At 62.5% G+C, this 17,375-nt stretch carries 18 protein-coding genes; 9 read left to right on the forward strand and 9 right to left on the reverse strand.

Annotated features, from left to right (window positions below; translation table 11 throughout):
* Positions 1-101: 101 nt before the first annotated feature.
* Both V7S54_RS04210 and V7S54_RS04215 read right to left on the reverse strand, forming a co-directional pair.
* Positions 102-1,067: a DMT family transporter gene (locus V7S54_RS04210; RefSeq protein WP_065376264.1), complete on the reverse strand. Its 966-nt coding sequence runs from the start codon at positions 1,065-1,067 to the stop codon at positions 102-104.
* Entirely contained in the window at positions 1,064-1,639 is a 576-nt protein-coding gene (locus tag V7S54_RS04215; RefSeq protein ID WP_065376263.1) for a TetR/AcrR family transcriptional regulator, read from the reverse strand. The genes V7S54_RS04210 and V7S54_RS04215 overlap by 4 nt, the downstream gene beginning before the upstream one ends.
* Before the next feature lie 241 nt (positions 1,640-1,880).
* On the opposite strand from V7S54_RS04215, the gene V7S54_RS04220 reads away from it, so the two are divergent.
* The 3 genes from V7S54_RS04220 (at position 1,881) to V7S54_RS04230 (ending at position 4,498) form a co-directional block, all read left to right on the forward strand.
* A complete protein-coding gene (locus V7S54_RS04220) occupies positions 1,881-3,284 on the forward strand; it encodes a DUF1254 domain-containing protein (protein WP_065376262.1) in 1,404 nt (467 codons plus the stop codon).
* A gap of 253 nt (positions 3,285-3,537) precedes the next feature.
* Positions 3,538-4,233, forward strand: coding sequence for an SOS response-associated peptidase (locus V7S54_RS04225; protein WP_065376261.1), 696 nt, complete (start codon positions 3,538-3,540; stop codon positions 4,231-4,233).
* Between the two features lie 10 nt (positions 4,234-4,243).
* Positions 4,244-4,498, forward strand: a complete 255-nt coding sequence (locus V7S54_RS04230; RefSeq protein WP_141679521.1) for a hypothetical protein — start codon at positions 4,244-4,246, stop codon at positions 4,496-4,498.
* On the opposite strand, the gene V7S54_RS04235 is transcribed toward V7S54_RS04230, so the two are convergent.
* The gene (locus V7S54_RS04235; RefSeq protein WP_065376260.1) at positions 4,459-4,845 is read right to left on the reverse strand and encodes a hypothetical protein; all 387 of its coding nucleotides are present in this window, start codon (positions 4,843-4,845) and stop codon (positions 4,459-4,461) included. The two genes, V7S54_RS04230 and V7S54_RS04235, sit on opposite strands and share 40 nt — an antisense overlap.
* 274 nt (positions 4,846-5,119) lie before the next feature.
* Between V7S54_RS04235 and V7S54_RS04240 the strand changes: the two genes are divergently transcribed.
* On the forward strand, positions 5,120-5,725 hold the full coding sequence (locus V7S54_RS04240) for a histidine phosphatase family protein (RefSeq protein WP_065376312.1): 606 nt from the start codon (positions 5,120-5,122) through the stop codon (positions 5,723-5,725).
* A 61-nt stretch (positions 5,726-5,786) separates the two neighbouring features.
* Here V7S54_RS04240 and V7S54_RS04245 read toward each other — a convergent pair whose 3' ends face one another.
* Positions 5,787-6,710: a bifunctional helix-turn-helix transcriptional regulator/GNAT family N-acetyltransferase gene (locus V7S54_RS04245; RefSeq protein ID WP_065376259.1), complete on the reverse strand. Its 924-nt coding sequence runs from the start codon at positions 6,708-6,710 to the stop codon at positions 5,787-5,789.
* 55 nt (positions 6,711-6,765) lie between these two features.
* Here V7S54_RS04245 and V7S54_RS04250 point away from each other — a divergent pair, with 55 nt between their 5' ends.
* Positions 6,766-7,116 carry a hypothetical protein gene (locus tag V7S54_RS04250; RefSeq protein ID WP_065376258.1) on the forward strand — a complete coding sequence of 117 codons (351 nt, stop codon included), beginning with the start codon at positions 6,766-6,768 and terminating at the stop codon, positions 7,114-7,116.
* Between the two features lie 57 nt (positions 7,117-7,173).
* Here V7S54_RS04250 and V7S54_RS04255 read toward each other — a convergent pair whose 3' ends face one another.
* A complete protein-coding gene (locus tag V7S54_RS04255) occupies positions 7,174-7,656 on the reverse strand; it encodes a hypothetical protein (protein ID WP_065376257.1) in 483 nt (160 codons plus the stop codon).
* 254 nt (positions 7,657-7,910) lie between these two features.
* On the opposite strand from V7S54_RS04255, the gene V7S54_RS04260 reads away from it, so the two are divergent.
* On the forward strand, positions 7,911-9,647 hold the full coding sequence (locus tag V7S54_RS04260; protein ID WP_065376311.1) for an adenylate/guanylate cyclase domain-containing protein: 1,737 nt from the start codon (positions 7,911-7,913) through the stop codon (positions 9,645-9,647).
* 212 nt (positions 9,648-9,859) lie between these two features.
* Here V7S54_RS04260 and V7S54_RS04265 read toward each other — a convergent pair whose 3' ends face one another.
* Entirely contained in the window at positions 9,860-10,513 is a 654-nt protein-coding gene (locus V7S54_RS04265; RefSeq protein WP_058322413.1) for a hydrolase, read from the reverse strand.
* A 155-nt stretch (positions 10,514-10,668) separates the two neighbouring features.
* Here V7S54_RS04265 and V7S54_RS04270 point away from each other — a divergent pair, with 155 nt between their 5' ends.
* Positions 10,669-11,562, forward strand: a complete 894-nt coding sequence (locus V7S54_RS04270) for a LysR family transcriptional regulator (protein ID WP_336409485.1) — start codon at positions 10,669-10,671, stop codon at positions 11,560-11,562.
* Between the two features lie 109 nt (positions 11,563-11,671).
* Here the strand turns inward: V7S54_RS04270 and V7S54_RS04275 are convergent, their stop codons facing one another.
* Positions 11,672-12,658 carry a LysR family transcriptional regulator gene (locus V7S54_RS04275; protein ID WP_083203781.1) on the reverse strand — a complete coding sequence of 329 codons (987 nt, stop codon included), beginning with the start codon at positions 12,656-12,658 and terminating at the stop codon, positions 11,672-11,674.
* 310 nt (positions 12,659-12,968) lie between these two features.
* Here V7S54_RS04275 and V7S54_RS04280 point away from each other — a divergent pair, with 310 nt between their 5' ends.
* Entirely contained in the window at positions 12,969-14,411 is a 1,443-nt protein-coding gene (locus V7S54_RS04280) for an MFS transporter (RefSeq protein ID WP_336409486.1), read from the forward strand.
* Positions 14,412-14,520: 109 nt separating this feature from the next.
* On the opposite strand, the gene V7S54_RS04285 is transcribed toward V7S54_RS04280, so the two are convergent.
* Complete coding sequence (locus V7S54_RS04285) at positions 14,521-16,245, reverse strand: adenylate/guanylate cyclase domain-containing protein (protein WP_065376255.1); 1,725 nt, start codon at positions 16,243-16,245, stop codon at positions 14,521-14,523.
* Between the two features lie 179 nt (positions 16,246-16,424).
* On the reverse strand, positions 16,425-16,856 hold the full coding sequence (locus tag V7S54_RS04290; RefSeq protein ID WP_234793167.1) for a DUF4180 domain-containing protein: 432 nt from the start codon (positions 16,854-16,856) through the stop codon (positions 16,425-16,427).
* 330 nt (positions 16,857-17,186) lie between these two features.
* On the opposite strand from V7S54_RS04290, the gene napE reads away from it, so the two are divergent.
* A complete protein-coding gene (napE, locus tag V7S54_RS04295) occupies positions 17,187-17,375 on the forward strand; it encodes a periplasmic nitrate reductase, NapE protein (protein ID WP_065376254.1) in 189 nt (62 codons plus the stop codon).

Consider the following 17,375-nt stretch of genomic DNA (forward strand, 5'->3'; position numbering starts at 1 on the left):
TTGAGCAATTCCAGGAAAAGTGCGAAGCGGTTTTCCGTCCGGAATTGCGTGATTTCAAAGACTTAGATCACTTCAGTGTTTCGATGAAACAATGAAATGATCTAGCGGGTGTGGAGCGCCGCGTCGATCGCGGCATCGGATCGCTCAGGCTTGGCGCGGCGATGCCGCCCCGGCACCGGCACAGTCAGGATGAAGAGCGAGCCGACGATCAGGCCGATGCCCACCCAGCCCTCCGCCGGCAGGCGCTCGCCGACGATGACGACCGCAAGCACGGCGGCGATGACCGGTTCGAGCAGCGAGAGCGTCGTCGCCATGGTGGCCGACACGCGGGCGAGGCCATAGGCAAAGAGCACGTAAGCCACGAGCACCGGCACGAGCGCCATGTAGACGCCGACGGCGATGTTCGTCCACGATGTGAGCAACGGCGCGCCGGTGAAAAGGAGGACCGGTAGGAGCAAGGTGCCGCCGACGCCGAAGATCGAGCCCATCGCGGCGCGCGGCGGGATGCCCGCCTGCATCAGCCGGCGCGCCACCCAGGAATAGAGCGCATAGAGCAGGCCGGAGACGAGGCCGAGCAGAATGCCGTAAAGGACCGCCGTCGCGTCCTGAGCGTTTCCGCCACCGTGGCTTTCGGAGAAGCAGAGAAGCACGGCGCCGGCAAGGCCGGCGGCAGCGCCCAGCAGCCAGCGGGTCGTCAGCTTCTGGCCGTCGAAGATGCGCTCGATCAGCGAGGCTGCCAGCGGCGCCGAGCCGATGGAGATGACGGTGCCGATGGCGACGCCGGCGAGGTGCATGGAACTGTAGAAGGCGAGCGGATAGATCGCGACAGAGACTGATCCGAGCAAAAGCATCGGCCATTTTGCAGCGATCCGGCTGCTGCTTTTGACGATCGAGTGCAGCGCCGTCAGCGCCAGGAGCAGGCCGCCGAAGCCCATGGCGACGGCGCCGATGCCGAGCGGGCTGACGCCTGATGCAAAGGTGGCGGTGGTGCCGGTCGTGCCCCAGAGGGCGGAGGCGACGAGCACGCAGGCAAAGCCGACGAAGGAAACGGAATTCTTCGAGGTCATAGCTGGTCCATGATCGAGATGGCGATCCTGCGCGCGGACTTCAGCCTGATGTCGTTGCCGTCGAGGCCGGCGCGCGACATCGCGCCTTCGAGCAGGAAGGAGAGATGCTCCGCCGTCTCGTCGATCGCGGCTCCGGCTTCGGGCCGCATCTCGCTGAGATACTGCTTGAACAGCGTTTCCACCTCGTCCTTCTGCAGGGCGACGATGGCGCGGGCGGGGTCACCGACGGAAAGCTCGGCGGCCGCGTTCAGCAGCCCGCAGCCGCGGAAGCCCCAGGAGTATGCCATCTCGGCGTGGTCGACATAGCTGTCGAAGATCGCCAGCACCCGGTCTCGCGGCGTTGTCGCGCCGGCCAGGCGCTCGCGGTAAAGTTCCTGCCATTCCTTGTGCCGGGCCTCGATATAGGCATTCACCAGATCGGTCTTGGACGAGAAGTTGTTGTAGAGGCTCATCTTGGCGACGCCCGCGTGCGCGGTGATCGCATCGATGCCGGTGGCGCCGACCCCATCTCGATAGAACAGTTCGGCCGCGGCCTTCAGCAGGCGCTCGCGCGCCGGCGCTTTCTCGCTCATCGCTTTCTCCAAATCGTTAGGTAGACCGATCTACCTATTTTGGACCGGAGTCAAGCCCCGAGCCTCGGAGGCGCGGACTTGGCGGCGTTCCGGCGGCGGATTTGCCGCGGCGGTAACAGTTACGTACTTCCCCTCGCACAGGAGGGCTCTACTTGGTGACAGCAGACTTTGTCGGAGCGGGGCCACGCGCTTGATCGCGGCTCGATGCCCAGGCTTTCAAACGCCGAAAGTGAGGATCCACATGCTTCGGGTTGCCTTTACAGCGCTTGCGCTCCTTGCCGGAACGGCTGGTGTCGCCGCACAGGACGTTTCGCCGGAAAGCCTTCAGCGCCGCGCCGTCGAGCGCCGGGCAACGGAGGCGGTCATCTGGGGCATGCCGGCGGTCAATGCCGACCTGATGCTGCAGACGATGCTTTCGACGACCAAGGCCAAGGTCAACGAGATCGTCTACTGGTCGCGTCCGGTCAACTGGAAGAACCAGACGCTGACGCCGAACCCGGACGCGATCTACTTCATGTCGTTCTGGAACGTGAAGGACGGGCCCATCGTCATCGAGATCCCGCCGGCCGAAGGCGGATCGATCGCCGGCAACATCGTCAACGCCTGGCAGATGCCGCTCGAAGACGCCGGGCCGCAAGGGGCGGACGAGGGCAAGGGCGGCAAGTACCTGATCCTGCCGCCGGACTATATGGGCGAGGTGCCGGAGGGCTTCATTCCGCTTCGCTCGGACTCCTTCACCGGATTTGCGCTGCTGCGCTCCAACTTGAAGAGCCATGCCGACGCCGATATCGAAAAGTCGGTCGCCTATGGCAAGAAGATCAAGATCTACCCGATGCCGGTGACCGACAAGCCGCCGGAAACGGTCTTTACGGACGCCTATGACGTGCTATTCGACAGCACCATCCGCTATGATGCGAGTTTCTTCGACAACCTGAACCGCGTCGTGCAGACCGAGCCCTGGCTCGAGCGCGACCGGGTGATGATCGACCAACTGAAGACGCTCGGCATCGAGAAGGGCAAGCCCTACCAGCCAAGTGCCGAAACCAAGGCGCTGCTCGACAAGGCGGCCGCCGAAGCCAAGGCCGAGCTTTCGGCACGCTATGACGCCGGCTTTCCTGTCATCAACGAAGGCATCCGCTGGTTTCCGGCCGGGCTGCCGGAAATGGTGAAGGCCGCCTCGGACGCCTATGCCGAACCCGATCTCTATCCGGTCGACGCGCGCGGCGTGACCTATACGCTCGGCTTCACCGGCATCAAGCGGCTGGGCACGGCACAATTTTACCTGATGGCCAACAAGGACAAGGACGGCAACGCCTTCGACGGCAGCGCCAATTATCGCCTCGTCGTGCCGAAGGATGCGCCGGTCAAGCAATACTGGTCGGTGACGGCCTATGACCGCGAGACCCATGCGCTGATCCGCAACATGGACAAGGCAAGCGTCGCCTCGATCGGGTCAGGCGTTCAGAAGAACGCCGACGGCTCGGTCGAGGTCTTCTTCGGCGCCAAGGCGCCCGCGGGCAAGGAGGCCAACTGGGTGCCGGTGGACCCGAGCCGCAAGTTCGAACTGCTCTTTAGGCTCTACGGCCCGGAAAAGCCGCTGTTTGAAAAGAGCTGGAAACTGCCCGACGTCGAGAAGATGAAGTGACGCGCCACTGCATGTTTCCTTTAATCGTAGGTGGTTAAAGGACAAAAACATGCAGCAATTCAAAGTGCTACAGCGACCTTTGCGCGTCTGATAAGACGCGCGGCGCTGTAGGAGAGGGCGCTGGCGGAGCCATGGGCTACGGCTGTTGACCCGGAGCGGCCGGGCTATACCTTTTGCCTGCGGCTCCGGCGCCTGCTGAAAGCGCAAAGCCGCTGCTGCCGTTCGTTTTGCCGCCTGTTGCAGAGGAGCGACCATGTGCGGACGCGTCTATCTGAAGACCAATCTCGAAGGATTGCTGCGCGCCTTCGGCTTTGCGGAGCGCGGCGGCGTCGAGGCGATCGCCAACCAGTTTCCGCGCTATAACGGCGCGCCGACGCTGATCTACCCGATCATCATCCGCGACGTGATCCGCGATCCCGATCTCTTCGGCCCGGTCTTCGTTTCGGCGCGCTGGGGGCTGATCCCGAGCTGGACGAAGGACCCCAAGGCAGGGCGGCCGCTCGTCAACGTGCGCAGCGACACGATCGCGACGAAGTTCCGTTCGTCCTATCAGCGGCGCCGCTGCCTGGTGCCGATCGACGGCTTCTTCGAGTGGAAGGACATTCACGGCACCGGCAAGGACAAGCAGCCCTATGCCATCGCCATGAAATCGGGCGAACCCTTCTGCCTTGCCGGCATCTGGGAGAGCTGGCGCGACCCTGATACCGACGAGGATATCCGCACGTTCGCGATTGTCACCACCGATGCCAACGCCATGATGGCCGACATCCACGACCGCATGCCGGTCATCCTGCATCCGGACGATTACGAGCGCTGGCTTTCGCCCGAACCGGAAGCGCCTGACCTGATGAAGCCGTTTCCGCCTGACCTGATGACGATGTGGAAGATCGGAAGCAAGGTCGGCTCGCCGAAGAATGATACGCCGGATATTCTCGATCCGGTGGAGTGAGGGAATCATCTTGCTGAAGAACGAAGGCCCCGGTTATGTGCCGCATCTGATCGTGGCCGGACTCGCCGTATTGCTGATCTGGGAAATTCATTGGTTCATCCGGTCATTGCGCTTTTACAAAGGTAATGGCTGGGATTTTACCGTCGATTTCGGGCCAAAGATGTACTGGGGCGAATCGACTGATCCTGACTTTGAGATGTCGCCTCGGGAAAACCACCAGATCGCTCATTTAACCTGCTGCGACGGCGATGTGGCTTGGATTTGAGATACCCGGTGCATCTTGGCCTCATGCAGATTCCAGATCGTCAGAAGCAATGTCGTCATGGCGAAGAAGGCCAGCGCTGCCAGATGGACTTTACCAATGCGGCGCGCGAAATAGGATCTGGCTTTGGCCTCGACAGCCAGGCCCACGGCTCGACGGTATCTGTCGCCTTCCAACAGATACCGAGCTATGCGCCCAACAGAACGATCCCGCGCGCTGGACCGATCATCGTCCTTTGGCCCTGCACTCAACCCCTGACGCACGCCGCTAAAGAGCAGGATCGCCAGCAACACCCAGAACACCAAAAAGGACAGGCCAGAAAGCTGCCCGCTGGGGGTAGTCATATCCATTGAAGTCTCCAGGCTATGCAGCAATGATCGCCTCTGCCATCAAGAAGCAATTGAAGCAGAATTTCAACCTCAGGACGCAATCTTCTGTTGGGTTACACGGTCGGATGTTCACCATGTCGGCGGCCGTTGCGACATAATTCCGAAAAGTTACTCCTCGGCTATCCTATCAGCATACTCGGTTCGGCCGCCTTTCTCGCCGCTTTCTCCCTTTGTTCTGAGCGAAACTCCAGTGCACCGAACCAACGCTTCCCTTTCCGATTCCGCTGTGCCGACGGTGATCTATCTCCTTCGCCATGGCGAAACCGTCTGGAACACGCTCGGTCGGTTCCAGGGGCAAAAGGATTCACCGCTGACGAGGCGTGGCATCGAGCAGGCGGATTTCGTCGCGGCGTTGCTTCACGCGGAAATCGAAGGCGATGCGCAAGCCTTCGAGATGCAAGTCAGCCCGCTCGGACGAACCTGCGAAACCGCCGACCGGGTGCAGCGCGTGCTGCCGCTGGCGCGTCGCGAGGACGCGCGACTGATGGAGGTTTCCGTCGGGTCCTGGGACGGCCTGACGATGTTCGAGATCGACATGGAGTTTCCGGGAAAACTCGATGGTTCCGACGCCTTCGACTGGTATTTCCGCTCGCCGGACGGAGAGAGCTTCGATGCGGCGTGCGCCCGGGCGAAAAGCTGGCTCGAAAATATCCGGCGGCCGACCGTTGCGATTTCGCATGGGCTGTTCGGCCGGCTGGTGCGCGGCGTCTATGCCGGCCTCTCCCGGCGGGAAATGCTGGAACTGCCGGTTCCGCAGGACGGATTCTACCGCCTCTGTGACGGGACGTTCAGTCTCGTCAGCGGCTCGCCGGTGCGTGCCCCATCATTGCAATCGCAGTAACGGCTGCGCCGAGCCGGGCGACACGGCTTCCACCGCCTCGCGCCAACCTGCGGCAAGATCCTCACAGATCGCGCGCCCATGTCTGGCCGATCAAGTCCTTGCCAAAGCTGTGGTGCTGCTCTTCCTCGATCAGAGCGAAGCCGGCCTTCTCGTAGATGTGGCGGGCGGCGTCGAGGCCGGCGTTGGTCCAGAGCACCATGCGCGTGTAGCCTTGAAGGCGGGCGTGGCGCATGCATTCCTCGACCAGGCGGCGGCCGATGCCGAGGCCCCGCGCGCTCGGTTCCACATAGAGAAGCCGGAGCTTTGCCGTCGCCTCGTCGTGCCGGACGAGAAACACCGAGCCGACCACCTTGCCATCCTTTTCGGCGATCCAGCATCGGTCCGAAGCGGGGTCGTAGTCGCGCATGTATTTGACGATGATTTCCGCGACCAGGGCCTCGAACTCGGTGCTCCAGCCGTATTCCTGCGCATAGAGCGCGCCCTGGCGATGGATGATCCAGCCCATGTCGCCCGGCTGCGGATCGCGCAGGATGTAGCCTGGCGTCCGCTCGTCGCGCAGCAGACTCTCGATCTCGCCCATGGCGCCCACCAGTTGCTTCTGCTCCGGCACGGAGAGCTTTTCCAGCTTGGCAACGACTTCGCTCTGCGACGCATCCTCCAGCGGCTGGAAGGTCGCGCGCCCCGCTTCCGTCAGATCCAGCTGTGCGATCCTGCCATCGGCCGGCGAACGGGTCTTTTCGACCAGCCCCTTCTTCTCGAAGCCGGCGATGACCCGGCTGAGATAACCGGCGTCGAGGCCGAGTTCCCGGCAGAGGTCGCTTGCCGTCAGACCGGAACGATGCGCGAGTTCATAGAGAATCCGGACCTCCGTCAGCGAGAAGGCGCTGTCGAGCAGGTGCTCATGCAGCGCGCCGATCTGGCGGGTATAGAAGCGGTTGAAGCGCCGCACCGTCAGGGCGCGCTCGTCGATTGCATGCGGAGACATGGGATTGCCTTAATAAATTTGCCTACGGCACATAGATAGTTGACTTAGGCAAGCAATGTCAAGCAGAACGGCGCTGCGCCCCTTCGACATACTGAAGGCTTCGGCGACCTCGGCCCTAGTTTCCAAGCAGCTTGCGGGCATCGGCAACCGCCTGGTCCAGGCGGATGCGCTCTTTCCCCTGGCCGATCTCGCTTCGAAACTGGGCGAGCGGAAGAACGTGAAGCGCCCCGGCAATCATAGGGGCACCGCCACGGCGGATTTCGAATGGCACGACCAGCCGGTCATCAACAAGCAATGTGTAGAGGTCTTCGGCCTGTTCCGGCACGTGCTGAAGCACATGAAAAACCGACCCTCGATGCCGTTTTCCATGAGCAGGCCGATCAGATCGGCATCACCACGGCAATGACCGGGCTGCAGGAGGGGAGACTTGTATCTGTCGCGTAGTGGTCGCGCAGTCATCGCTTCATTCCCTCGGCTCTGCCGGATCCGCGCCGGTTGTCGCGGCCGCTTCCGAACTGTGCTGTTTCATGGCCTCTTGAAACATGGCGGCATAGGCTCTTCCCGCCGTTTGCGGCCGGACCGACTGCAAGGTCCGGATCTCCGCTGCGAAGCCCGATGCTCTGAGCTTCGCCCGCAGTGTCGTCCGATCACTTTCGATCGTGTGCGTCAGATATCGCGAATGGTCGAAAAACGCCGAAGCCGTGGGCAGGTCATGCTTACGCATCTCGCGCTTGATGAGGTCCACGGACTGTCTTTTCAAGAACGCGTGATAGGCGACCCAGAATTTCAAGCCGGTCCAAAGTGCCAGCAACCAGGGCGCCAGTTCCAGCGCCACGAGTGCGCCGATGAAGACAAGCCCGCGATTGCCCGGTTGCGCGATGGCGGCAATGACGGCCGCCAAGGCGATGTTCAATGCGGTATAGATCAGACTTCCACGCCAGCCCATCAAATGGTTTCGCCTCTCACTTGATCTCGGCGAGTGCGCTTCGCGTCATCGTGCCTCAAGATGCATCCCCCGATTGAGGTCCCGTCCTATGCCGCAATCGCGTAACCCGCAACACAGGCTCGCTTTCGAGGCTTTGCTTTCCAGCTGTTGATTTGGGTAGGCGATCGCGTCGCCGTGCGATAGTATCGGAGCGGGAACCCTCCTTGGTCCGGAAGCCCGGAACGGGCCGCTTTTTCAAAGTGTTTGGCAAGCCCATGGAGCAGAGACTCGCCGCAGTGCTGGCAGCCGATATGGCCGGCTACAGTCGGCTGATGGAGGCCGACGAAGCGGGCACGCTTGCGCGGCTCAGAACCCACCGCATCGAGCTCATCGATCCGGCGATCGCCAAGAACAAGGGCCGGCTGATCAAGACCACCGGCGACGGAATGCTGGTCGAGTTCCAGAGCGTGACCGATGCGGTCAAATGCGCCGTCGAGATCCAGCAGCGCATGAAGCGGCGCAACAGCGACGTGCCCGAGGACCGGCGGATCGAATTCCGCATCGGCATCAATCTCGGCGACATCATCTTCGAGGACGACGATATCTTCGGCGACGGCGTCAACATCGCCGCGCGCATCGAGCAACTGGCCGATGTCGGCGGCATCTGCGTGACCGCCGCGGTGGCGACACAGGTGGCCGACCGCCTCGAACTGCCGATCGAAGACCTTGGCGAGAAGATACTGAAGAACATCAGCCGTCCCGTGCATCTCTATCGCATCGGGCCGGAAGGCGTGATCCTGCCGGCTTCGCCGGATGAGGCCGATGCGAAAAGGGTCGTCTGCAAGCCGACGATCGTGGTGCTGCCGTTCGACAACATGAGCGGCGACCCGGACCAGGAGTTCTTCGCCGATGGCCTGACCGAAGACATCATCACTGCGCTGTCGCGCCGCCATGAGCTCTTCGTCATCTCGCGCAATTCGAGCTTCGTCTACAAGAACCAGCCGGTCAACGCGCGCGAGGTGGCCGCACGGCTCGGGGCGCAATACCTGGTGGAAGGCAGCGTTCGCAAGATCGGCGAGAGGGTGCGCGTCACCGTCCAGCTCATCGACGCCGTCAACGACGCCCATATCTGGGCCGACAAGTACGACCGGCAGCTCGACGATATCTTCGCCATTCAGGACGAGGTGACGGCGGCGATCGCCGCCACCTTGCCGGGCCGCGTCGAGGCCGCCCAGCGCGACCAGCTCTCCCGCACGAAGCCGGCCAACATGGCGGCCTATGAATGCGCGCTCGCCGCCAAGGTGCTGCACCATCGCAGCACCGTCGCCGACAACAGCCAAGCCCAATCGCTGATCGACCGGGCGGTGGCACTCGACCCCGGCTATGCCCATGCCCATGCCTGGCGGGCCTGCATCCTCGGGCAGGCCTGGGTCTACGGATGGTGCGCCGACAAGGACGCGACCTGGGTGGAGGTCAATGCCGAACTGGAACGGGCGCTGGCGCTCGACGACAACGACGCCGACGTGCACCGCATCCTTGCGGCCGTCAACGTCAACAACAACGAGCTGACGATGGCGCGCTATCACCAGGAGCGTGCGCTCTTCCTCAACCCCAACTACGACCTCGTCGTGGTGCAGCAGGGCGAACTCCTGACCTGGCTCGGGCGGCCGGAGGAGGGGGTGGAATGGATCCTGAAGGCGATGCGGCTCAATCCGCATCACCCCGAACGCTTCTGGAGCCACCTCGGCAAGGCCCATTTCGCCGCCCGCCAATACGGCGAGGCGATCGAGGCCTTCATGCATCTTTCCTCCATGGACGAGACCCAACACGCCTTCGTCGCTGCCTGCTACGGCTGGCTCGGCGACAACATTGCGGCGAACGCGCATATGGAGAAGGTGCGGACACTGGCGCCGACGTTCGAGATCGAGCCGTTTCTTTCGACGCTGCATTATGCGCAGGAGAGCGATGCGCAGCATTTGCGTGAAGGGCTGGTGAAGGCGGGGGCGGGGTGAGCTGTCTCGACGCCAGGCGACGGGCCATTGCGGGATGACGGTCGCCCGGTGGCGCCCGGAAAAACGACTGTAGCTCGCCACGATTTTCTGAAATTTTGACCGCCAAAGCCGGAAAAACTGCAATTCCAGTTAGCGACGCTGGTCGCGTTTCTAGCGACCAGCCCCAGTTTCAGAGGCCGCTCAAATGGGCAGCCTTGAGAATTCGCCACGCATCAGCCTGCGTTGCTCGGTATCGGCGTGTTGAGCAGTTGTTGCTCCCACAGGAACGCGATGCCGCTACCAGCGGCATGATGCTTGAGCACGTCCGTCAGCTCGGCGGCATGCTGGGTGCGGGCCCAGTCGCGCTGCCATTCGGCCGCCAGCGCCAGCCAGGTCATCATGTTCGCGCCGGCCGCGATCATCCGTTGGATAGCGACCTCGTGGGCCTCGACCGAAGTCCCGCCCGAAGCGTCGGTGATGACCGTCACGTCCCAGCCTTCGCCGAGGGCCTGGATCACCGGCATCGCGACGCAGATCTCGGTCCACAGGCCGGCGATGATCAACTGCTTGCGGCCCGTCGCCTTGACCGCATCCACCACCTTCCGGTCCTCCCAGGTGTTGATGAACGTCCGGTCGATCACTTCCTGGCCCGGGAACACATCGGTGATTTGCGGGAAGATGAGACCGCCACGCTCAGCGATCACGCTGGTCAGGATGGTCGGTACGCCGAAGGCCTTGGCGGCCTTCGCCAGAGCGGTCGAATTGTTGACCACCATCTGCGGATCGTGGCTGTTCAGGTTTGCGAGTTGGTAGGGCTGGTGGTCAATCAGAACGAGTACGGAATCTTCCGGGCGAAGAAGCGAAGCAAGGCCGTTACGAAAGGTCATGAATACATCCTCTGCTGCCGTTTTGTGTGAGGTCGGCTTACCGGCAGACATGCGCTGACAGCGGCGCTGCCTACGAAACGGACACTGTCATTCCCATTTTTGATACGGTAGCCTTCGTTTGTGCCAAGCTGTGTCGCGAAATGGGGAACGCCAAAGTGGATATCGAAGATCTGCGGACATTCGTGGAAGTGGCTGATGCTGGGGGCGTTTCGCCCGCCGCGCGGCGGCTGGGCGTCTCCAAGTCAATGGTCAGTCGGCGGCTCGTCCGACTTGAAGCGGAACTTGGCGTGCAACTTCTTGCACGAACAACCCGCGGCGCTGCTCTCACAGAAGCCGGGATCACGTTTCGGGACCATGCAGCCAGAGTCTGTGCCGAGATCGACATGGCAAGGGAAACGATCCTACCCGCCGGTGACCTTTGCGGCCGCTTGAGAGTTGCTGTGCCGCTTTCTTTCGGCCCGACCCACTTCGCTCCCGTGCTCGCGCAAATGGCGCAACGCCATCCGCAGCTCCATATCCATGCTGCCTACAGTGATCGCTTCGTTGATCTCATCGCGGAGGGCTTTGATTGCGCGATCCGGGTTGGGTATCTCCAGGACTCTAACCTGGTCGCAAGACGCGTCGGGCCGATCTACGGGAAGTTGGTCGCAAGCCCGGACTATGTCAAAACGCATGGTTCCCCCGAGACGCTGGAGGATCTCGTCGCCCATCAGGCCCTCATGCAAGGTACGGAAGGCTGGCAATTTATGGATGGCGACAAGATCGTTACGGTTTATCCGCGGGGGCGCTTCAAGGCCGACAACGCCCTAGCTCTCGCCGCCGCCGCATTGACAGGACTCGGCATCGCGTGGCTCCCCGATGGCGTCACCCATGAATATATAGCCTCCGGCGCGCTCGTTCCGGTCATGACACGCCATCCGCCACCTCCGGCAGGTGTATATGTTATCCGTCCGCCGGGGCAGCATCCCGCAAGGAAGGTACGTGTCCTCACCGAAATGTTGATCGAGTGTTTCGAACAGACTCCGGACCCTGCGGGCGTCGGTGTCTAAGGCACGAACGGTGCGACGTGTTTGTCCGTAGATCGAGGTCGATTTAAGGAGACATGCGGTAGGGTTAGCGCGGGATCTTCCGCTGACGATTCATCATCGCTGGCTCGACCTATTCCGCATCCGTTAGTCTGACGTGACCTAATTCCTCGAACCTGGACGTGACACGTCCATTGGTCAGGTGAGACCAGCCACGGATCCCTCCATCTCCACCCCCACACACCTCCCGCACACACCTCCTTAACCACCGGTGCGCCGGGTCCGCGTCCAGGCGGGGGTGCCAGATCAGCGAGATGGTGATCTCCGAGAGGGTGACGGGCAGGGGGAAGGTGAAGAGGTTTTCGCGGAGTGTTCCGGTGTAGCGTTCGGGGACGCTGGCGATGAGGTCAGTGGCGCGGGCGAGTGCCAAGGCCTCGGAGAAGCTGCCGACGGATGCGGCGATCTCGCGTTTGAGGCCGAGGGGGTGAAGGGCGGCGTCGATCGGGCCGGTGTCGTTGCCGCGGCGGGAGACGTGGATGTGGCGGCCTCTGGCGTAGCGGGCGGGGGTGATCTCGCTACTGGCGAGCGGATGATCTTTCCGCATGACGCCGACGAAGCGGTCGTGGAAGAGGGCCTGCGCCCGAAGCTCCGGGCAGGTCGCTTCCCCAATCACGCCGGTTTCGAGGTCGACGCTGCCTTCGCGCAAGGGGCTGCTTTCCCGGTCGAGTTTCTGCACGAAGCGAAGGCGCACGCCGGGGGCTTCCCTGGCCACGCGGGCAATCAGCGCCGGGCCGAAATTCTCGACGAAACCCTCGCGGTTCCTGAGCGTGAAGGTACGGGCAAGCTTCCCCAGGTCCAGGCTTTCGGCGGGGCGGAGGCAGGCTTCGGCCGCTTCGACCAGCGGGCCGACGCGGGCTGCGAGTTCGAGGGCCCTTGGTGTGGGCACGAGGCCGCGGCCGGCGCGCACGAGCAGCGGATCGCCGGTTGCCTCGCGCAGCCGGGCCAGCGCCCGGCTCATGGCGGATGGGCTGAGCTGCAGGCGCTTGGCGGCGCGGGCGACGCTGCCTTCGGAAAGCAGCACATCGAGGGTCACGAGCAGGTTGAGGTCGGGTCTGGTCATGGTCTTTCATAGCACGAGTTCGACCATGATGTGGCGTCAAACGCACGAATGAAGTGCAAATGCTGCGCCTTCCGCCCTATATGCCAGGAGATTAGGTTCTCGGGGAACCGAATTTGGAGGGTTTCCCGATGATCCTATGCCGGCTAACGCCCGTGGCCTTTGGCCGTTTCCTGATGTCCCTGATGTCCCGGTCTGTGCGCAAAGCTTTGCCGCACAAATCGATTCATCATCGTTTTCTATCACCTTGTTTTTACTCGGCTTATCGCGTGGTAAATCTGCGTCGCGACGCCATGCGCACGGGACATGGCCGATGACCTCGACAGACACCACCATGCCCCCGGCCGCTCTAGCGCCTTCCTTTCGCTGGGTGCTCGCCAGCCTCTCGCTTTCCATGCTGCTTTCCTCGCTCGGCACCAGCAGCGCCAATGTCGCCCTGCCGGCGCTGGCGGACGCCTTCGGTGCGTCCTTTCAGGCGGTGCAGTGGGTTGTGCTTGCCTATCTCTTGGCGATCACCACGCTAATCGTCAGCGTCGGGCGGCTTGGCGATATCGTTGGCCGCCGGCGGCTGCTCGTTGCCGGTATTGCGCTCTTTACCACCGCCTCGGTCGTTTGCGGCCTGACGCCGAGCTTTGCGCTGCTGATTGCGGCGCGGGCGGTGCAGGGCATTGGTGCGGCGGTCATGATGGCGTTGACCATGGCCTTTGTCGGCGAGGCGGTGCCGAAGGGAAGGACCGGCAGCGCCATGGGCCTGCTCGGCACCATGTCGGCTGTCGGCACCGCACTCGGGCCGTCGCTCGGCGGCGGGCTGGTGGCCGGCCCGGGCTGGCGGGCGATCTTCCTCGTCAACGTGCCGCTTGGTCTCGTGGCGCTTTTCCTCGCCCATCGGCATCTGCCGGCCGACCGTAAGCTTGAGGGCAGGCAGCGCCCTCGCTTCGATGTGCCGGGCACGCTGTTGCTGGCGTTTTCTCTCGGCGCCTATGCGCTGGCGATGACGCTGGGGCGCGGCCATTTGGGTATGCTCAATGTCGCGCTGCTCGTCGCCGCCGCTCTCGGGCTTGGGCTCTTCCTGCTGGTCGAGGCGAAGCTTGCCTCGCCCCTCATCCGGCCGTCGATGTTTCGCGACCCCGCTTTAAGTGTCGGGCTTTCGACCAACGTAATGGTCTCGACCGTGATGATGGCGACGCTGGTGGTCGGGCCGTTCTATCTCTCCCGCGGGCTCGGGCTCGATGCGGCGACGGTCGGGCTCGTCATGTCGGTCGGGCCGGTCATCTCGGCCTTTGGCGGCGTGGTCGCCGGCCGGATCGTCGATCGCCTGGGCGCGCCGTCCGTCGTGACAGTCGGCCTCGTGGCAATGGTCGCCGGCTGCGCGGCCCTTGCGCTGCTGCCGGGTCTCCTTGGCGTCGCCGGCTATATCGCGGCAATTGCGATGCTGAACCCCGGCTACCAGCTCTTCCAGGCGGCCAACAACACGGCCGTCATGGCCGACGTCGGCCCGGACCGGCGCGGCGTCGTTTCCGGCCTGCTCAACCTTTCGCGCAATCTCGGGCTCGTCACCGGCGCCTCGGTCATGGGCGCGGTCTTCGCCTGGGGAACAGCAGCGGCGGACATCGTAACCGCAAAGCCCGAGGCGGTCGCCATAGGGATGCAGGTGAGTTTCCTGGTTGCATGTTTGCTCACCGCGATCGCGCTGGCGATCGCGGCTGCCAGCCGGGTGTTTGGGGGACTGGTCGCGCGCTCCCGGGATGCCTCGTGACGGGCGGGAAGCCTACAGGACCGCGCGTCTTATCAGACGCGCAAAGGTCGCTGTAGCACTTTGAATGGCGGCGTCATTGCAAACGAAGGAAGCAGCAGGCGGCGAGCCGTTACTTCGGGAAACCTGCCTTGCTCAGACCCTCCACCAGATGCTGACGGTCCTCGAGACGGATGAGCGGCTCCTTGGCCTGATATGTGCTTATCGAGAAATCAGGCACCTGGCGCAGGACCTCGTCAACGCAATGTTTGGCGTCATCGGGTTTGCCCGCGAGCGCATAGCTCGCGGCCAGCCAGGCCTGTTTAAACCATGACAACGTCGTCGATCGACGCATGCTTGCAATGGCGTCGGCATAGCGGCGCGCGTTGAAATACATGCTACCCAACTCGCCCCAATACCAGGAAGGATTGAAAAACGGGTCGAGACGCTTGGCTTCAAGCATCCCTTCGATCGCTTTTTCAGGTTCGCCACGATAGCCGTCGAAAATGGCCATATCAGCCCGACGGCACGCGTGGTTCGGATTTAGTGAAACAGCGTTCGTGAAATGCTGTTCGGCCACTTCATACGCGCCCAGATTTACTTGCGCCCAGGCGATCGCTATGTGGCAAAGCGGGTCGTTCTCGTCGAGCAGGACAGCCTTGCGCGCCATCTCAAACGCCTCGTCCCGGAGACGGTTTGACCCGCTCATGTCGAGATACCACTGTCGTTCGAGGGTAGCCGACAGCAGGGCATAGGCGCGGGCGTAGCCGGGGTCGAGCTCGATTGCCTTTTCAAACAAGCGTCGGGCTTCGGCATCGATTTCAGGAGCGCCATTGGGCAAGGCATCGCCACGAAGGACGTAATCATAGGCGGCGAGGCTCGCAGGCGGCTTGCGCCGCGCAAGTTCCGTGCGTGCCCAATTCATGCGTCCGGCCAGCGTTCCGACGATGGTCCGCACGACCCGGTCGTGGATATCGAAAGTCTCGTCCTGGGCGCTGTCATATCGCTCGGCCCAGATGTGGATACCGGTCGCGGCATCGATAAGCTGGGTGGTAATGCGGGTGCGGCCGGCCATTTGGCGCACACTGCCTTCCACCAAATAGTGCGCGCCGAGTTCGCGCCCCGCGCGGATCATGTCGATATCGGTACCGCGGAACCGCGCCGAGGCACTTCGCGAGATCACCTGCATCTGCCGAAAACGCGAAAGCTCGGTCGTGATATCCTCCGTGAGGCCGTCGCAGAAATACTGCTGCTCTGCATCGCCGCTGAGATTGCTGAACGGAAGGACCGCGATCGATGGATTTTCCGATGGGGGAGGTGCCGCGCGCGATGCCCCGTGATCGCCCCCAGGCCACAGCCGGTAGACCCTCACGTGCTTCGAACTGTTTTTCACTTCGCAGAAGCCCATGTCCTCGAAGGCGGCATCGAGCTTGCCCGCGACCTGTTCCTGCACGCCGCCTGACAGGCAGATTTCGCCGGGCCTGGCCATAGCCTGGAGCCTGACCGCGAGGATCACTCCGTCGCCATAGAGATCACCGCCCTCGACGACGACATCACCGAGATTGACGCCTATTCGCAACGTTATGCGCCGATCTTCAGCAAGGCTCTCGTTGGCTGCCGCAAATTGCTTCTGCAGATCGGTCGCGCAAGAAACCGCATTGACCGCACTACCGAACTCGACCAGCACGCCATCGCCCATGACCTTGACGATACGCCCATGATGGCGGGCGACCGAAGGATCAAGAATCTGCTCGCGCCGCGCTCGTAAAGCCGCCAGAGTTCCCGTCTCGTCCAGTTCGATAAGCCGGGTGTAACCGGCGACATCGGCGGCAAGAATTGCGGCGAGGCGGCGGTTCATGAGGGCTTCTCCCGACTGCGAACGAGATTAGCGCCAAACCTGCAAATACGCGATGGCGACAGGATCGAACCCTACAGCGTATCCCCGTTGGGAAGCGCCGCGTCCGATGTCGGCGAGATTCGCCGCGCGTTTGTGTCGTTTGACGTGCCCGGGGTAATTGAGCCTGCTCTTGCCTCCGCTCAGGCGGCCGGCGCGCTCGCAAGCCTGGCGCTGAGCGCCTCGAAATCCGGGACGAACCAGATGGAATTTCCCTCGTTCGTCTCGCGCACGAAATCGGTCAGCGCCTTGCTGCCTTCGAGCTTAGCCCTGATATCGCCGACGATCGCGAGCCGCATGCGATAGTTGACGAACTTCTGGAACACGTCGCCGGCAATACGGGTCGAAAGATCGAGGAAATCGGCCCCAAGCCGTTCCACAGGGATCGCCAACAGGGTGGCCTCATGCGCCCAGGCGTCGCCGAGAAAATCATTGGCGTCGCCGGGGACGGCGAGGAGGGGGCCATCATTTGCGCATTTCAGCACGCGCGCGGTTCCGATTTCGAGAAGCTGGGTCATGCGTTCGGGATAGGGGATAAAGCCCAGGGTTGCAAGATTGGTCGTATCAGGCGCCACCGCCGAGCAAGCACAGCTTTCGCCATCAGTGAATTCGCCCGACGTTTGCGTTGTTTGACTGGCCGGGGCGATCGGAGTTCAGTCGATGTATTCATTGAAACATAACGAATCTCGAAAAATTGTTTGTTCTTCGCGCGCTATTTCGGCGCGCGATCCGAGAATTTCAGACGATTTTCCCGTTGGAATCCTGTTGTTTTGACCCAGATCAATGACCCGCTCTGTTCGCTATCTATTCTGCAGCAAGATACATTCTTGTCATCTGCCGGTTACGGGATTGATTTTTATTTCGGGTGGCGCATCTTACCTTAGATTGTGTTGGGGGACGCAGAAATGTCAGAACTCGTTCAGCCACAGCCGATCGAAAGGCCGCCACGCTCGCGGCGTGCGGAGCTTCTCACCTTCCTGGTGCTCGCCTTCGGCATCTGGCCGATCGTCGCCGTCGGCATCGTCGGCGGCTATGGCTTCCTCGTCTGGATGCTGCAGATCATCTTCGGGCCGCCTGGTCCTCCGGGACATTGA

The sequence above is a fragment of the Ensifer sp. CCNWLY38 genome (assembly GCF_037120565.1).
GTDB classification, from domain to species: domain Bacteria; phylum Pseudomonadota; class Alphaproteobacteria; order Rhizobiales; family Rhizobiaceae; genus Ensifer; species Ensifer adhaerens_H.

What these genes read in the sequence shown, in the direction of transcription:
- V7S54_RS04210 (WP_065376264.1), bottom strand. Translation starts at nt 1,067, where the DNA reads ATGACCTCGAAGAATTCCGTTTCCTTCGTCGGCTTTGCCTGCGTGCTC.
- V7S54_RS04215 (WP_065376263.1), bottom strand. Translation starts at nt 1,639, where the DNA reads ATGAGCGAGAAAGCGCCGGCGCGCGAGCGCCTGCTGAAGGCCGCGGCC.
- V7S54_RS04220 (WP_065376262.1), top strand. Translation starts at nt 1,881, where the DNA reads ATGCTTCGGGTTGCCTTTACAGCGCTTGCGCTCCTTGCCGGAACGGCT.
- V7S54_RS04225 (WP_065376261.1), top strand. Translation starts at nt 3,538, where the DNA reads ATGTGCGGACGCGTCTATCTGAAGACCAATCTCGAAGGATTGCTGCGC.
- V7S54_RS04235 (WP_065376260.1), bottom strand. Translation starts at nt 4,845, where the DNA reads ATGGATATGACTACCCCCAGCGGGCAGCTTTCTGGCCTGTCCTTTTTG.
- V7S54_RS04245 (WP_065376259.1), bottom strand. Translation starts at nt 6,710, where the DNA reads ATGTCTCCGCATGCAATCGACGAGCGCGCCCTGACGGTGCGGCGCTTC.
- V7S54_RS04250 (WP_065376258.1), top strand. Translation starts at nt 6,766, where the DNA reads ATGTCAAGCAGAACGGCGCTGCGCCCCTTCGACATACTGAAGGCTTCG.
- V7S54_RS04255 (WP_065376257.1), bottom strand. Translation starts at nt 7,656, where the DNA reads ATGGGCTGGCGTGGAAGTCTGATCTATACCGCATTGAACATCGCCTTG.
- V7S54_RS04260 (WP_065376311.1), top strand. Translation starts at nt 7,911, where the DNA reads ATGGAGCAGAGACTCGCCGCAGTGCTGGCAGCCGATATGGCCGGCTAC.
- V7S54_RS04265 (WP_058322413.1), bottom strand. Translation starts at nt 10,513, where the DNA reads ATGACCTTTCGTAACGGCCTTGCTTCGCTTCTTCGCCCGGAAGATTCC.
- V7S54_RS04275 (WP_083203781.1), bottom strand. Translation starts at nt 12,658, where the DNA reads ATGACCAGACCCGACCTCAACCTGCTCGTGACCCTCGATGTGCTGCTT.
- V7S54_RS04280 (WP_336409486.1), top strand. Translation starts at nt 12,969, where the DNA reads ATGACCTCGACAGACACCACCATGCCCCCGGCCGCTCTAGCGCCTTCC.
- V7S54_RS04285 (WP_065376255.1), bottom strand. Translation starts at nt 16,245, where the DNA reads ATGAACCGCCGCCTCGCCGCAATTCTTGCCGCCGATGTCGCCGGTTAC.
- napE (WP_065376254.1), top strand. Translation starts at nt 17,187, where the DNA reads ATGTCAGAACTCGTTCAGCCACAGCCGATCGAAAGGCCGCCACGCTCG.